The sequence below is a fragment of the Flavihumibacter sp. UBA7668 genome, from assembly GCF_002483205.1.
In the GTDB taxonomy this organism is placed as follows: Bacteria; Bacteroidota; Bacteroidia; order Chitinophagales; family Chitinophagaceae; genus Flavihumibacter.
The window spans coordinates 694,999-712,296 of sequence record NZ_DLHM01000004.1 but is presented as its reverse complement, the minus strand read 5'-3'; the positions used below and the strand labels follow the sequence as shown (position 1 = coordinate 712,296).

Annotated in this window: 8 protein-coding genes; 4 read left to right on the top strand and 4 right to left on the bottom strand. The window is 40.6% G+C overall.

Going from position 1 to position 17,298, the window contains the following annotated elements; translation table 11 throughout:
* The first annotated feature begins 45 nt into the window (after positions 1-45).
* Genes B2746_RS11015 through B2746_RS11000 form a run of 4 tightly spaced genes read left to right on the top strand, consistent with a single transcriptional unit; the run spans position 46 to position 7,449 of the window.
* Complete coding sequence (locus B2746_RS11015) at positions 46-4,101, top strand: PAS domain-containing protein (RefSeq protein ID WP_290793521.1); 4,056 nt, start codon at positions 46-48, stop codon at positions 4,099-4,101.
* A 9-nt stretch (positions 4,102-4,110) separates the two neighbouring features.
* The gene (locus tag B2746_RS11010) at positions 4,111-4,761 is read left to right on the top strand and encodes a (4Fe-4S)-binding protein (RefSeq protein ID WP_290793518.1); all 651 of its coding nucleotides are present in this window, start codon (positions 4,111-4,113) and stop codon (positions 4,759-4,761) included.
* A gap of 13 nt (positions 4,762-4,774) precedes the next feature.
* Positions 4,775-6,286 carry an ATP-binding cassette domain-containing protein gene (locus B2746_RS11005; protein ID WP_290793515.1) on the top strand — a complete coding sequence of 504 codons (1,512 nt, stop codon included), beginning with the start codon at positions 4,775-4,777 and terminating at the stop codon, positions 6,284-6,286.
* Between the two features lie 17 nt (positions 6,287-6,303).
* Positions 6,304-7,449, top strand: a complete 1,146-nt coding sequence (locus tag B2746_RS11000; RefSeq protein ID WP_290793513.1) for a DUF1624 domain-containing protein — start codon at positions 6,304-6,306, stop codon at positions 7,447-7,449.
* On the opposite strand, the gene B2746_RS10995 is transcribed toward B2746_RS11000, so the two are convergent.
* The 4 genes from B2746_RS10995 to B2746_RS10980 all read right to left on the bottom strand — a co-directional run bounded on the left by B2746_RS10995 (position 7,444) and on the right by B2746_RS10980 (position 17,291).
* The gene (locus tag B2746_RS10995) at positions 7,444-10,881 is read right to left on the bottom strand and encodes a PKD domain-containing protein (protein WP_290793510.1); all 3,438 of its coding nucleotides are present in this window, start codon (positions 10,879-10,881) and stop codon (positions 7,444-7,446) included. The two genes, B2746_RS11000 and B2746_RS10995, sit on opposite strands and share 6 nt — an antisense overlap.
* A 260-nt stretch (positions 10,882-11,141) precedes the next feature.
* Positions 11,142-12,566: a hypothetical protein gene (locus B2746_RS10990; protein ID WP_290793507.1), complete on the bottom strand. Its 1,425-nt coding sequence runs from the start codon at positions 12,564-12,566 to the stop codon at positions 11,142-11,144.
* A gap of 24 nt (positions 12,567-12,590) precedes the next feature.
* A complete protein-coding gene (locus B2746_RS10985; protein WP_290793504.1) occupies positions 12,591-14,183 on the bottom strand; it encodes a RagB/SusD family nutrient uptake outer membrane protein in 1,593 nt (530 codons plus the stop codon).
* A gap of 18 nt (positions 14,184-14,201) precedes the next feature.
* The gene (locus B2746_RS10980) at positions 14,202-17,291 is read right to left on the bottom strand and encodes a SusC/RagA family TonB-linked outer membrane protein (protein ID WP_290793502.1); all 3,090 of its coding nucleotides are present in this window, start codon (positions 17,289-17,291) and stop codon (positions 14,202-14,204) included.
* Positions 17,292-17,298: the final 7 nt, after the last annotated feature.

The window sequence follows — 17,298 nt, the reverse complement described above, 5'->3', positions numbered from 1 at the left end:
GTACATTTATAATGTCCAAATCCTAAACCTATTTACTGAAAGGATATGCCTAGTTTTTCCAGTGATCCAATTACTACGGAACAAACCCATCTGAACCACGTAGAATCATTAATGAAAGTCGGAACGTGGACACTTGATCTCAGAGATCAGTCTATTTACTGGTCTGATGGGGTATATCATTTGCTGGATTATCCTCCCCAGTCATTTATCGTAGATTTTGAAATTGGAAGCAATATAATCCATCCCGAAGACCGGGATGGCGCATTGAAACATATGCAGGATGTATTGGAAAAAGGCCTTGAATACAATATTACAAAGAGACTGATCACCCGTACGGGAAAATCAATCATAGTTCAATCCAAAGCTTCCGTAATAAGGGATGAGAATAATATACCTGTTAAACTGGCGGGAGTATTCCATGATATTACCGAGTTCACTGAAATAAGGCAGAATTTGGAGGATGCCCGGAAAACAAGTAAAATCTTACTTGAAAATGCAGACGGAATTTTTTGGGAAGCCGATGCCACCAGTTTTCAATTCACCTATGTATCACCGCAGGCTTTGGAAATTACAGGTTATTCTTCAGAAGAATGGATCAACGAACCAGATTTCTGGCAAAAACATATACACCCGGAGGATCGTGATTTTGCTATTAACTATTGTCATACACAAACCAACTTATCAAATAATCACGTATTTGATTACCGGTTAAAAACAAAGGCTGGAACCTATATCTGGTTACATGATCGTGTTAAAGTGATTAGCAATAATGGAAGACCTATAAAATTAACCGGACTCATGGTTGATGTAACTGCCGATTACTTTTATGATGAACTGGATAAGATAGAAAAAAAATTATTGCGTCAGGCAATCCAGCAGGATGTCCAACTTATTGAACTTATAAATTCTTATTTGCTAGATCTGGAACAACTTTTTCCAGACATGAAAGCATCTGTCATGAAAATACAGCAGGGTAAAATGTTTACGCTTGCTGCTCCATCATTTCCAGCTGAATATGCTGCTGAATTAAATGGTCTCACAATCGGACTGAATCAGGGTTCTTGTGGAACAGCAGCTTTTCTAAAAGAAAAAGTTATTGTAGGAAATGTATACGAAGATGAGCGATGGTCAAACCATCGGAACCTTCCATTCAAATATGGATTTGCCGCCTGCTGGTCTCAGCCAATACTGGATGATAAAGGGGATGTAGTTGCAACATTTGCGCTTTATTACAATACCCCAAAAATTCCAGGTACGTTTGAAGAATTTGCCATCGAACGATCTCAACACCTTTTATCACTTGTAATTACAAAATTTAACTACCTCGAAAATATAAAAGAAAGCAATGACAGATTTGAACTCATTAACAGAGCTACTAAAGATGCGATTTACGATTGGGATATAATACAAGACAAACTGTTGTTTGGCGATGGATACAATCGACTATTTGGTTATTCAGAAGAAATTAGCCAACCGGTTCCCCTTTCCGAATGGAGCAATAAAATTCATCCCGCAGACGCCGAAAGAGTAAATAAAAGCCTAAAATTCTTTGTAGAAAATCGAAGCCTGGATCGTTGGGAGAGTAATTACAGGTACAAACGCAAAGATGGAACCTATGCATTCATTGAAGAAATCGGGCATATAATCAGGAATGCAGAAGGTAGGCCGACACGAATGGTTGGTATTATGCGCGACAATTCAGAAACCAGGGAATTACAAATATTATTGGACAACGCATCCAATCTTGCAAATGTTGGCGGATGGGAACTTGACCTGATCAATCAACTACTCTACTGGTCGCCGGTTACCCGTTCCATTCATGAAGTGGAGGAAGGATATATACCAGACCTTGAAAAGTCTGTTGCCTTTTACCATCCAGAATATCGGGAAATGGTAAAACAACAGGTTGATGCTATTATTCAAACCGGAAAAAATTTCGACTTCGAAGTTCCAATAAAAACTGCCAAAGGAAATGACCGATGGGTCAGAGCCATTGGAAATGGAGAATTTCAGGAAGGTATTTGTGTCCGCATTTATGGTAGTTTACAGAATATTCATGAACGCAAAACCATTGAGCTGGAACTATCTAAAAAAAATAAATTATTAGATACGCTTTCTATAATAATCAGTGAATTTTTGCAGGTAGATGAATGGACCACCGTACTTCCCGGGGTATTTGAATTAACCGGACAAACAGTGGATGTGGATCGTGTTTATTATTTTGAATTATATAAGGATTTGATAACCGGTCAGCAACACGCCAGCCAGCGCTTTGAATGGGTATCTGAAGATCTTCAGCCAGCCAACAACAATCCAGATTTACAGGAAGTACCTATAGATGACTTTCCTGATTATTTCGGTCCATTGACAAAAGGATCACCCGTTCGGTTAATAACCTCTGGTATTCAGGATAAAAAATTAAAAGGAATACTTGAGATACAATCGATCAAATCCTGCCTTGCGCTTCCGGTTATGGCCGGCAATGAGTGTCTGGGACTTATCGGGTTTGATGATTGCCGGGAGGAACGTTATTGGACTGAATCAGAAATCAGTTTTTTAATCAATGTCACTGCTAATCTGGCTGCCGCAATTCAGCGTAAAAACAACCAGGTTCAACTGGAAACAGCTTTATTCGAAAGAAATACTATTCTGGAGAGCATTGGAGATGGTTTCTGTGCTATTAATCAGCTGGGGAAAATAACCTACTGGAACAAACAGGCGGAAAATATATTCAGTTTACCCAGGCAACAGGTAGAAAATAAAGATGCTTCCTCTGTATTGGCCGAAGCATTACAATTAACCGATTTTACTGCATTAAATGAGGCTTTAGGAAGCAGGAAAAAAAAATCAATTGAATACAATAATGTATTTACAAATAAATGGTTTGACCTTGTAGTATATCCTTCGGGAAATGGAACTTCCGTATTCATCCGTGATATCAGCAACCGTAAAAAAACAGAAGCTCAAATCAGGCAATCAAATGAGCGATTTGAAATTATCACAAGAGCTACCAATGATGCTATCTGGGACTATGATGTTGAAAAGGATAAGCTGTTCTGGGGGCATGGTTTCAGTACCTTGTTTGGATATAATCTGCTTGAAACAAATCCAAGCTTTCATTTTCTGATAAGCCTGATACATCCGGATGACCGTGGTATTGTTGTTGAAAAAATACAGGGGTATATGGATGGAAGTACTGCTACAAATAACTGGGAGGAGGAATATCGTTTTCTGAAAGCATCCGGAGAATATGCATATGTTGTTGACAAAGCTATATTTATAAGAAATGAACAGGGACATGTAATACGGGCACTCGGAGCCATGTCTGATATTTCTCACAGAAAACAGTATGAGGCATCACTTAAAGATCTGAACCAGGAATTAGAGAAAAACCTGAAAGAACTGGCGCTTTCCAATCAGGAACTGGAACAGTTCGCCTATGTTGCTTCCCATGATCTTCAGGAGCCACTTCGGATGGTAACCGGCTTTCTTACCCAGTTGGAAAAAAAATACCATGGACAGCTCGATGAAAAAGCACATCAATATATTTATTTTGCCACAGATGGAGCCAAAAGAATGCGGCAGATTATCCTGGACCTGCTTGACTTTTCAAGAATTGGTAAACATAATGAGAAATTAACGGCAGTTAATCTAAATCGGCTGGTTGAGGAAACCATAGCTCTTAACAGGAATCTTATGGAAGATAAGGCTGCAATTGTTGAATTCGACCCGCTTCCAACCATTCTTTGTTATTATTCACCACTTCTCCAGGTATTCCAGAATCTGGTAGCCAATGCAATCAAATATAGTAAGGCAGAAACTTCTCCACGAATCTATATTAGTGCCAAAGACCTGGATATTGAATGGGAAATATCTGTGAAAGACAATGGAATTGGCATTGCACCTGATTACCACGAACGGATTTTCATTATATTCCAGCGCTTACATAAACGAGAAGATTACAGTGGTACCGGCATTGGCCTTGCTATTGTAAAAAAAATCATTGATAATTTAGGAGGTACAATATGTGTAGAATCCGAACCGGGTGTGGGGAGTGTGTTTCACTTTAGAATACCCAAAACCATCCCTTCCCGATCTTAAACAATTCTTATGAAGTATAAATTAGAAAAACCGGTAAAAGCTTCCATCGGCCTGCAGAAATACACAATGGAAGTTCATTGGAGAAATGGGAAATTTACAGCAGATGAACCCATAACCAGCGGAGGAAAAGATCTGGGGCCTGACCCGTTCACTTTATTGTTGTCCTCGCTTGGCACCTGCACGCTTGCAACCCTAAGAATGTATATAGATAGAAAAGAATGGGTGATCCCTGAAATCAGCATTAAAACCAATTTGTTTCAATACAAGAAAGACGATAAAACCATTACAACATTTGATCGAGATTTACGGTTTAGTACCGGAATTACGGATGAACAAATGGAAAAACTGGTGGAAATTGCCAACAATTGTCCAATTAGCAAATTATTGAAAGGCGAGGTGGTTGAACGGACTTTTATTTTCAATGAAGATCAAACGGTAAAAAAAATGTTTTATCGCAACAATGCTATTACCGTTATCTGGAAACCGTCCATTTGCAAACATTCCGGCAGGTGTGTTACAGGTTTACCTGGTGTATTTAATCTTCAGGCAAAACCCTGGATCAATATGGAAGGGGCTGAATCAGATCAAATCAAAGCACAGGTAGACGCCTGTCCAACTGGTGCATTAACATGGGAATTGAATAGCACCAACCCGTCATGAAAGTAGTACTAGAATGAACAAAAGAACCGTTTTCAGCATAAAAAAAGGAAAAATTCAGCACCATGGAAAAGTATTATTTGATGATTTGGACTTCACCATCCAGGCTGGTGAAACATGGGCACTGGTCGGTTCCGGAGGTGCAGGTAAAACAAGTTTATTGAAGGCTTTAGCCGGACAATTACCTATAATCGGAGGAAGCTGGAATCCCGGATTTTATGCAAACTATCAGGAAACGCCCCCTACATTAGCCCCCTCCCTATTCTCCTGGAGAAGTCTTGTTTCATTTCTGGATGCAAGACATCATTTTACCAACCTTTCCAATACCAGTAATTTCTATTACCAGCAGCGATTTAATTCCTGCGATTCCGAAGATGCTCCAACTGTTGCAGCATATCTGGAACAGGAAAAAAGAGAACATTACAATAGCATTTGGACAATTGAAAAACTTATACAACGTTGTCGCCTGGAACAACTTTTAAACAAACAGGTAATTCTCCTTTCAAATGGTGAAACCCGGCGCTTATTGCTGGCAGCAGCACTGGTAAAACAACCAGCACTGCTCCTGCTCGATAATCCCCTGTCCGGAATGGATCAGGCAGCAAGAGCCGATTTCGAACTGTTCCTTGATGAAATTATAGAATCCGGTATCCATGTGGTGCTAAGCCTTTCACCAAAAGAAATTCCGAAAGCTGTTTCCCATGTAGCTGTGCTGGAAAAAGGTAAAATACTTTCGGCATCCCCTAAAAATGATTTTATTAATTCCTGGTCGGCTGAAACAGATAATAACTGCTCAATCAACAAAATGGATGGATGGCTTTCAAAATGGAAAAATCCAGACTTAAACGAAATATTGGAACTGATTAATGGTCATGTTCAATATGGAAATAAAATCATTCTGGACGGTGTAAACTGGAAAATAAGAAAGGGAGAACGCTGGTCACTGACTGGTCATAATGGAGCGGGAAAATCCACTTTACTGAGCCTGATCACAGGAGATAACCCGCAGGCTTATGCGAATCAAATTTACTTATTTGGAAAAAAGAGAGGATCTGGTGAATCAATTTGGGAGCTAAAACAAAAGATCGGCTATGTATCACCTGAATTGTTCCAATATTTTCCGCAGGATACGACCGTTGCACATGCTGTAGAATCAGGAATTTATGATACCGTTGGTTTATATCGACAACCATCAATAGAAAATGCCAAAATAGTATCCGAATTGCTGGAAGCTCTTGGTATTCATCAATTTGCTGATAGCTTGCTGCGGGATATGGCAACAAGTGTACAAAGAATTTGCCTGGTAGCAAGAGCCCTGGTCAAATTTCCTCCATTATTGATTCTGGACGAACCCTGCCAGGGCCTTGACAATAACCAGATTGAACAGTTTAGGGAATTAATTGACCGAATCTGCCAACAAACTTCGATTAGCCTGATTTATGTAAGTCATTATCCGGATGAAATACCGCAATCTGTCACCAGAAACATGATGTTGGATAATGGTAAACAGGTAACTGACAGATCCTGATAATAAAATTGAACCACATGTCAATAATTAAGAGCAATCGAATCGCTGCAATAGACCAGTTAAGAGGATTGGTCATGATAATTATGGCACTGGATCACACGAGGGATCTTTTTCATGAACCGGCATTAACGGAAGACCCTTTGAACCTGGCAACCACTACACCTGCCTTGTTTTTTACCCGATGGATTACGCATTTATGTGCCCCAACATTCGTTTTTCTGGCAGGAGTTTCCATCTACCTGCAACAAATAAAACAACCGGATACTACCTTATTGCGAAACCGGCTCCTGCTCAGAGGAACCTGGTTAGTTTTACTGGAATTGACGCTGGTAAATTTTGGAATCTGGTTCAACATTCACTTTAATATTCTGATTTTTCAGGTAATTGGTACTATTGGAATTGGATTTATTGCAATGGGATTACTTATCCGCATACCAGCAAAGAATTTATTAATTGCAGGAGTCAGTATCCTGTTATTGCAAGGTTTTTATCCTATTCCGGTATTAACAGCACAGGTATTTCTGCCACTGGGACCAGATCATAATTTACTCGTTGCTTATCCAATCCTTTCCTGGCTTGGAATCATTTTAATTGGGTTTGGATTTGGCCCCTATTTCAGCAAAGCAGATCGTACATCTTCCTGGTTTGGATGGATGGGTTTGAGTTTACTCGCTACAGGGGTTTTATTGCGTATTTTGAATGGATATGGTGATCCTGGTAAATGGAAAATTGAAGTACAGCCTTTTTATAGCTTTCTGTCCTTTATAAATCTTCAAAAATATCCCCCATCCCTGCTTTTTACGCTATTCTTCTTAGGAATTGCATTACTCCTATATGCATTTCTTAAAAGCAACCGGCTGCCGGCTTCTGTAAACAATGTTCTGGAAGTGTACGGATCTGTTCCTCTTTTTTATTATGTTTTACACTGGTACCTTATTCACGCTGCCATGGTCTTTATTTTTCTGGTCAAAGGGTATTCCTTTGCTCAGCTGAATTTTGGCGCATTTGGATTCGGCCGGCCTTCAACAACACCAAATGGATTTTCCCTGGGTGTAGTCTATCTTGTATGGATTTGCGCAGTAATTTTATTATATCCTGCCTGTGTCCGTTATCGAAGATATAAACTGGAAAACCCACAAAGTTTTCTGGCAAGATATTTATAATTTGACTACTCGGAAAAACTGTCGAACACCGGAGACTGACGTGGTTCTTATTACATAAATTCCATTTTTAAATCCTGATAAATCAAATGGAATATTGTTGGATCCTGAGAGTACAGAACGCCTGTTACTCAGCAAAACCATTCCGGATTCACTGATTAACTCAAACACAACCGATTCATTCTTTTCAGAAAAATATTGAACCATCATCTGTCCCTGTACCGGATTGGGATACGCCTGAATCATTCTTAATTCCGCATAGCTGATTCGTACTGAATCACAATATTGAATAGCACAATTATCATCTTTTTTAATGGTCAGGCAAACCAGATAGGAACCACTGGTATCAAAACGATGTAAAGGAACTACATTAGTGCTTTCATTTCCATCTCCAAAAGACCAATGAAAACTGTTTCCGGTTACCGTACTCGTGGTATCTATTTTAAATAATACACTATTTCCATCAATAATGGTTGAATAGGATGCTTTGAGCTGGCATACTTCAGCAGGCTCTACCAGAATTATTGTATCCTTCATTACAGAACATGTACCATCCGATAACTGAACCTTTAATTGAACGTGGAAGCTTCCTGCTGTTTTATAAGTATGGGACACGGTTCTTGCAGCAGATGAGTCTCCATCACCAAAATACCAGGCAAATTTCCATTGACCTGCCCCTGTATTGCCTGGACTGGAGAAAGTATAGGTAGATGGATTTGCCGGATTTTTAGATACCTCCAGGTCAGCTGTAACTGTGCAGGGCAATTCCAGTTTTACCTGAAAAGTTCCTGTTTTAATGCATCCGGAAGCGGTGGTATATTTCAGCTCAACTGTATAAACGCCAGGCTGATTGTATTTATGTTCCGGTCTGGCATTGAAGGAACTATCTCCATCTCCGAAATACCAGGTCATTTTGTTGGTTTGATATTGACTGAATCTGTCAGAACTATCGCGGAAAGAAATCAACAGAGGATCTGACAGATTGGATTGCTTATAAAAGATTTGTGGAACATAAGCCGGACATCCAACCGAGCTTATTGTATAATTAGTATAATATACTTCTCTCCGGCTATCTTCACAAGTGTTTTCAGCAACTGAAATACGATAGTTTCCTGCTGCATCAAAAGCATGATTCAGCGTTTGATTTCCTTCCGTATAATCACCGGTAAAATAATTATTTTCTCCAGATGTTATGTTCCAGACAGAATAATGCGGAACCCCCATACTATCACGGTTATCCAAAGCATGAATTCGTAAGCCTCCTGGCAACTGATCATCAGGGCGGGCTATAAAACTTATAATTTTTTTGGTCGGCACCCGAACTACCAGTGTAAAACTATCTCTGCAACCAGTAGCCGGATCGTAAACAAAATGCTGAACACTTCTATTCAGTGAATCCACATGTATAGCGGCTATCAAATCCGATGAACATTCGTCCCCTGTTATTCCTGAAAACCCTGCCAGCTGACTATCCTGAAAGAAATAAGCAGAGAAATCCCCTTCATTTCCTGTATTCAAAGTATCTCTTCCATCTATTCTCCATGTGTGCAATATTCGCTCCTTATTGAGCTGATCTACAGTTTGCAGATAAACCATTCGGTCGGATACCTGAACAGCCGGATCACTCCCTTTTGTGAAACTATTAAATTTGGCACTGCAACTATCCGAATTTGGTTCAATTACAAGATTGGTACAAAACTGAGAACTGCAATTCGTAGCACGATTCAAAAGAGTCAGACAAACCTCATAATTACCCGGTTTAACAAACTGATGGGTTGGCGAATCCAGATTACTTGTCTGACCGTCACCAAAGTTCCAAGTCAGCTGAGTGGTTGGATTCTTTTCTATAAGGGTGTCCAGATGAAATTGGAATTTTCGCTCATTGATTATTAATCCATTCTGCTTAACTTCTATTTCCCCTTGCAAACAACTTGCTAACCGCTGGATTTTAATTTCATGGAATATTGTATCAGCACAACCGGTTTCATCATTATACAGAATATGCTCTACTATATAAGTTCCAGTTGCTTGATAAGAATACCTGAAAGCGGCTAATCCGTTTCTCAACTGGCCATCTCCCATATTCCAGTAATGAAGTTCTCCAGGATTTTGACTAATTGCACTTACCTGTATTTCGGTTGAATCAATCTGGAAATTGAATTCAGCATCGCAGCTTTGGTCAACAACTCTGGATGGCAAAACGATTGTCATCGTATCACTATTCAGTCCGCTAGTAGCAATTAGTTGAATTGTATCAGCCTTGCTACGATCGGTAATAATACTTGCGTCATAGGTTTCAGCAATTAAGTTGCCCTGGTGCAACCAGTTAAATCGTCTTTTTTTATTGGAATAGTTTTTTAGCAATAACTGCTGGCTGTTTGCATAATCTGAACTGTCGACAAGAAAAACAGCTTTAGGTAATGGACTTGCATCATAAATCCTAAGCCTTTCGATATTTCCATGAGCTCCTCCAACGAACAAACTATTACTACTACGGACAATTGCCATAACCCGATGTTCTCTGGTTCCTGACTGAAATGGATCGAATCTATGTAAAGGTTCCCATGAATAGCCACCATCCGTTGTCATTAGGGTTGTAAAAGCAGAACCATTCATGAAGCCAACACTGTCTGATCGGAAATAAATAGAACCAAAAGGATCGTAGGACTGTTCAGGATTCATTTCTTCCCAGTTAAGACCACCATCAACAGTTCTGTACAAATAGGGTCCATTAATCGCCCAGCCCTTGGTTGATGTAATAAAATCGATTGAAATCAATGCTGCTCCGGGGATATAAACGTCCGACCACGTAGTTCCTCCATCTGTCGTTTTAAGGATTCGGCTGTTACTGTAAACCAGTATAGTAGTTTCGTTGATCCAATCAATTCCTCTCAAATCATTACTATAATCCGAAAAAACCGCTTGCCAGCTAGCTCCACGATCTGTACTCAATAATATTTCTCCTGCATTTACAGCAATACCCCGGTCTCCATTCCCGGGGAAAATCATATTGGTTATTCCTTCTCCGGGAGGCATTTCCATATTCAAATTATGATAGACCAGGGTATAGGTTTTGCCTTTATCCAGGGTCAGTAAAACAGATGAAATACCTGCGATTTGACCATAAACAAAGACCCTGTTTTCATTTATTGAATTAAAGCCATTTACGACAAATCCTTTGCTAAAATCTACCTGATATGTTCCGAAGTTTACGTTGGTACTTGTAATATCCAAACGTTGAATTGTCCTTCCGGAATCTATTGCATGACCAAACCATTTATCAAATACAACATAGCCCTCCCCTTCATCTATGAAATGCATCGATTTTACACTGGTTGTTGAATCCGCATCCCTGTAAATAGGGTGCATTTGTCCGAAAAAAGAGAGGGGAAGCAAAAGGAATAATACGGACCATACGGATAGGTTCAGTTTCATGGCTGAGTCAGGGTTAAAATAAAAAAAGGGGGATAATTGGAACGAGGGGAACGATTCTGTAAAATTAGATAAACTTTTCAATTAGTACAATCAAGGTGTTGCTATATATCAATTAAACCCATCAATTTTTTAATTTAACCATAAAATTATTAAAAAAAAATGGTACCCATTTCAACCGAATGGCTGATTACGGGTACCATGTGGCTGCCAGCTAAACACGCATTGCAAAAGAAAATCGTGTACAATTATTTAGCAGAGCCTCACGGAATTATATAATGGAAAGCGAACCATTCATCCTTGGTAGCGTCATAACTGGTTCCAAACCAGATTCCCTTTGTTCTGAAATCAGTAGTAAATGCTTTTACCACTTTTAGTTTATTGGTAGTTGGATTCATCCAGCTGGCGGCATTGGTTAGCAACGTATTACCAACAAGGGTAATTTCATTGGTTGCTTCATCAATAGTAAATGTTCCATTGGTTGTTATCCCATTTTGAAAACGGGTATAATGCTGTCCACCTATCTGATCAAACCGGATCCAGGAATTTTTCACCGCATCGTCCCAGCTTTCATTCCATCCCCAGTTATAAGATGAAGATTTATCAATGGTCCAGCCATTTCCTTTCGCAATCCAATCAATAGGATTTCCGTTCGCATCAAGGGTCCAGAACCGACCACTGTTTACTCCACCAGTTAGCATGCCCAGCAGTTCTCCTGGCTTGAAGCTTGGATTATATCCTTCATCCGGTTGAGCAGCCGGCGGTGGAGGTGGTGTCCAGTTATCACTATAGGTTTTTGATAAATAATTGAGCACCTGGAATTCATCCTTGGCTTTGTTTTTCACCGCCAGTTGCATAGTATTTTCAGTCAGTGAAAGGATTCTCCAGCTATACACAGAATTCACATCATTTGGTGTATAGGAAACAAAAAGCGGACTTGCATTACTTGTGCTGAGAGTTAGGGTATTGACATCCAGGAAATAGGTTCCTGATTCTGTTGCGATTCCCGCCACCCCTTTATGATCCGTTTTCAAAAATGGTCCGCCTTTCAAACTAAAGGTCATGAACCCGTAATCTCTTTTTTCTGCAGCCCAGGTATCAGAGGTATAATTAGGTCCGTATGTCCAGCAATTAGGTCCGCTGGGATCTGTACAAACCTGTGTCCATTCAACCGTTTTCCCATCAGTCGATTTACTGCCATAAGCATTATCTTGCCCGGCAAAATAAATCGGACTGGTAAAGAATTTTTTATCCCCGTTTTCATTCGCATCCAATACCCAGGTTTTTTCCTGTCCAACTCCTCCTGATAACAAAGTCCACAAGGGATCATTTACATAATTCAGATTGTCTTCAGTAACTGTTATGGTTACCGGATCAGCAGCTACCAGACCTCCTCCTGTAACAGCAGCATATTTAATAACATAATCACCCTTAAACGCAAATCGTATGGTATCTCGCTGTCGGTTGGAGACTCCCGTACCGTAATCCCAAACGGGCACTGTTTGGGGTGAATTATTAACCAGATAAACCGTATTTCCACCCGGATCAACCTGCAGATCCTGCAGCACCTCAAACTTAAGCGCATCCGACCCAGGAAGATTACCCAGACTATAATTGTCTTTTTTACAGGACAGCAGGAAGACAAGTCCCATTAAAAGTAGGATTCCTATTTTTTTATTTGATAACATAGGTTGTTGTTTTAGAATGAACAATTACCAGCCGGCGTTTTGTACCAGTACATTATTGGACAAGGTTATTTGGGTATTGGGTATCTGCTGCAACCCCATAGTTTGTTTTATTTTATCCGCAGCTATGGTTTTTGCAGTAGCCACTCCTCCATTTTCAACAATGGTACTTTCAGCAATCGCTGCTGCTGCAGCATCAATACCCTGCCGAAGCAGGTCCCAGTACCGAATGCCCTCTCCTGCAAACTCCAGCCGTCTTTCTTTCATAATATTTTCCTGACTCACTGCTAAAGAAGTGAAATTATTTCCATAAGCACGTTGGCGTACTTTATCAAAATAATCCTGGGCATTGGCTGCCCCCAACTCCGCTGCCATCAGTAATACATCCGCATACCGGATAGCCGTATAATCCTGAAATTGGCCTATCATAAAATTGACAGCACCGAGCTTTACGGCCAGACTGTTCCCCGCTTCATCGGACATGGGGGAATATTTTTTATTATAAAAGCCGGTGTATTCCCGTTGATTGGCTTTCATGGTAAAATCGATTTCTTCATCAGCAATTGAAATAATACTTGCACTCTTACGTGTATCAGTAGCGGAAAATGCATTCCATAATTTAGGATTGACAGTTGAACCGCCCCATCCATTTCCATAAGGGAAACTGCTTTGCTCCCGCATACCCATCATCACCATCCAGTGATTTCCATCTGTATTTCCATCATAATCACTAGTATAGGTATACCTTATAGAGAAAATAGTTTCAAGGTTGTCCTCTCCTGCAAAATCATCCAGGGATGCAGCAGGCCATAGATGGGAGAAATCAGAAAGCAATTCATGCCCGCTGCCTGAAATCACTTCTTCTAAATAGCCAAGTGCCTGTGTTTTGGTAACCAATCCCACCAAATCAGCCTTGCCATAATACCCGGTATAATACAAATAAACTCTGCCAATCATAGACGCTGCGGCCCACCTGGTAACTCTTCCGAAACTTGCTGCGGGTTGAGCAGGACGTGCAATAGCCGGTAGATTTTCTGCAGCATATACAAGATCTTCTGTAATAACCTGATATACCTCATCAGCAGAGGCAGGCGGCAGATTTTCAGTTGACGGGGTAGTTAACAGAGGTATATTCCCCCATAAACGAACCATATCAAAATAGAGATAGGCCCGAATAAAACGGGTTTCGGCAATGTATTGCATCCGAAGTTCTTCATCCCCTTTAAAATCGATTTCGTCGATTTTACCGAGCAGCATATTACATCGATAAATTGCTTTGTAATAGGCGATCCAGTTACCGCTATAGATATTCTGATCGGCAGGAGAACGCAATTTATCAAACTCATCCAATAACTGAAATCCGAATCCATCTGAATTTCCCGTGCCTCCATAGGCATTGTCTGATAAGATTTCTGCTGCCAGAGGTAATGCAACTCCATCTGCCCAAACACGCTGCAGTCCATCATAAGCACCTACGAGTGCTTTGTATGCATCATTGGGTGTTTTATAAAAATTTTGTTCTGTTGCATTGGTTACATCTTCCGTATCAAGAAATGATTTCGAACAGGCTGCAGTTGAAAACAGACATACCGCCAATATGTATTGATGTATTTTTTTCATGGTTCTTCTTTGCATTTATTAAAAACGAATATTTGCTCCTAGCATAAGAGTTCTGGGACGCGGATAATACCCCAGGTCAACACCTGAAGAAAATCCTTCACCATAACCAATTTCAGGATCCATTCCGTTGTAGCGGGTAAACGTGTAAAGGTTCAGCGCAGAAACATATACCCTCGCTTTGCTAAGGAATCGTTTGCGGAAAGCCTTTGACAAATCATACCCCAGAGTTATATTGCTTATCCGCAGAAAATCGCCATCATGAATATACAGATCGGAAAACTGCGTCCAGTTCCGGTTATCTTCCGTAACTCTGGGCATCCTGTCGGAAGACCCAGGCCCATGCCAGCGATCCAGAATAGCTGCTGTATAATTAGTTTTGGCACTGGAATGATTGCGCCAGGATTGTACGAGCTGATTTCCTATTACACCGCTGGCCAATAAAGAAAAATCAAAACCCTTATAATCTGCTGCAAGTGTAAAGCCAAAAGTGAAATCTGGATTGGGATCCCCAATCTGGGTACGATCCATATCATTGATCATACCATCCCCATTCAGATCAACATAACGGACATCTCCGGGCATGGCATTCGGTTGTACCAACTGACCGCCTTTATTATTGGCAAGTACTTCTTCTTCCGTCTGGAAAATCCCATCTGTTTTTAAACCCCAGAAATACCCAACAGGAAATCCATTTTCGGCCCGGTAAAACTCCAAAGAATTGGCATAAAGCGAATTCGTATTTCCATGAATGATATTGTCCTGGGTCGGAATATTTCCAATCCTGTTTTTATTGTATGCACCATTCACTCCAATATTGTAATTCAGTTCACCAATTTTATTCCGGTATTGGATGGCCAGCTCTACGCCGGCATTTCGAACATCCCCACCATTGATAAAAGGAGCATCGGCACCTGCTGTTGCCAATACCGGAGCAACCAGTAACCAGTCCTTGGTATCTTTTATATAATAATCCAGGGTGAAATTGAATTTTCCTTTGATTGTTGCATCCAATCCAATATTTATCTGCTCAGAAGTTTCCCAGGTGATCCCCGGATTTCCTAACCTGTTTGGATAAGCACCCGGACTAAGAACGCCTTCCACATTCCCAAATGTATAATTGGCATTAGTAAAACTAATCGGTGTCAAAAACTGATATCCGGCAATGTTTTGATTGCCGACCTGCCCCCAGCTGGCCCTTAGCTTCAGGAAATCAAACCAATTTGAGCTTAACATGAAATTCTCTTTCGACACAACCCATCCTGCAGAAAAAGAAGGGAAATAACCCCAACGGTTAGCCGCATCAAATTTGCTGGAACCATCTCCCCGGAAAGTTGCATTAAATAAATATTTCTCTCTGAAGTTATATTGCAATCGCCCGAAATAAGACATCAATGCATCCTCCCATGGAGATCCGGTTAATGTGATATTGGTTCCATCCGTATTACTTGCATTGGATAACCAGGCATATTTAAGCCCGGAAAAAACCAGGTCGCGATTTCTGCCATACAATCCCGAACCTTCTGATTTCAGGGCAGAACTTCCAGCCATTATATCAAATTGATGATCACCTTTCAGGTTGAAGGAATAACTCAGCAAATTGTCAAACTGTAAACTCTGGCTTCTGCCCATGGATTGGGCTGACCAGGTAAAATCGCTGAAAGAATAAATGGATAATTTATACTCAGGAGTGTACGATCGACTTTCATTGAAGCCCATATTAACCCCCAAACTGCTGCGAAATTTCAGTCCCTTTATTGGCTCAAATAAAAGATATACATCACCAAAAAGGCGCTGGTTATTATTTCTGTTCTGGTTATTAAACACCATTTCCGCATAAGGATTTGCTTCTCCATTATTCCAGGTTGAATTGCTATTGTCAAAGAAGTTTCCATCCTCATCATACATGGCTACAAATGGACTTGTATTGAATGCTGAACGCAGGGTATTATTATATTGATTACCCACCCCAATTCCATTGGATTTTTGGTAATTGAAGGTCAGATGCTGCCCAATTTTAAGCACATTTTTCAACAGCCCGTGTTCTGAATTTATCCGGAAAGTGGTGCGTTGAAAATTAGATTGATCCCTTCCCCCTACTATTCCTTCCTGACCGGTGTAAGCTAGTGAAGTTGAATAAATCGAGCTACCGCCACCTCCCTGAATTCCCAGAACATAGTTCTGTGTAATGGCATTTTTTACAAACATCTCATCCAGCCAATTGGTATTAACAGGTAAGATGTCAATCTGATCATTGGTGAAATAGGGACTTTTACCAGAATTGATGGCAGCCTCGTTCATGATTGTAGCATACTCTTTTGCATTCAGTAAGTCAGCTTTCTGAGGCGCATTTTGCACTCCATAAAAAAGATCCAGTGTTATCTGCGGAGCCTGATTGATGCGTCCTGTTTTTGTTGTTACCAGAATTACCCCATTAGCCGCCTGCGATCCATAAATGGCAGCGGAAGCGGCATCCTTCAGCACATCAATGGATTGAATATCCGCCGGGTTCAGGTAAGAAATATCATTGGAATAAACACCATCCACAATATAAAGCGGACTGGCATTACCAATAGTTCCCTTACCCCGGATGATTACATTCATACCTGACCCGGGCTGACCAGAGGTAGTTGTAATTTGCACACCCGGCGCCTGACCCTGTAAGGCCTGTAAGGCATCTGTGGTGCTTTGCTTTTGTATATCATCTCCCCTGACTGTCAAATTAGCTCCTGTTAGTAATTTTTTCTTTTGTATTCCATACCCGATTACTACTACTTCATCCATCCGGGTATCAGCTTCAACAAGCTGTATCCCGATTTCGGCAGAACTACCTACCACAACCTCCTGTTGCTGATGTCCAATAAAACTGATCACCAATACATCACCGGTTGTTGCATCAATGGAAAAGCGCCCAGATTCATCGGTGCTAACCGATTTTCCGGTACCCTTTACCGTTATAGTTGCACCTGCCAGTGTTGTACTTGATTTTTTACTCGTAATTTTTCCATTGACCCTGCTCACCTGAGCCTGGATCTGGATGTTAAGGAAGAGCAGAAACAGGCCCATCCATAACAGCCATGGCAATTGCTGCATCGTTTTGGTTGCTTTCATTTGCATG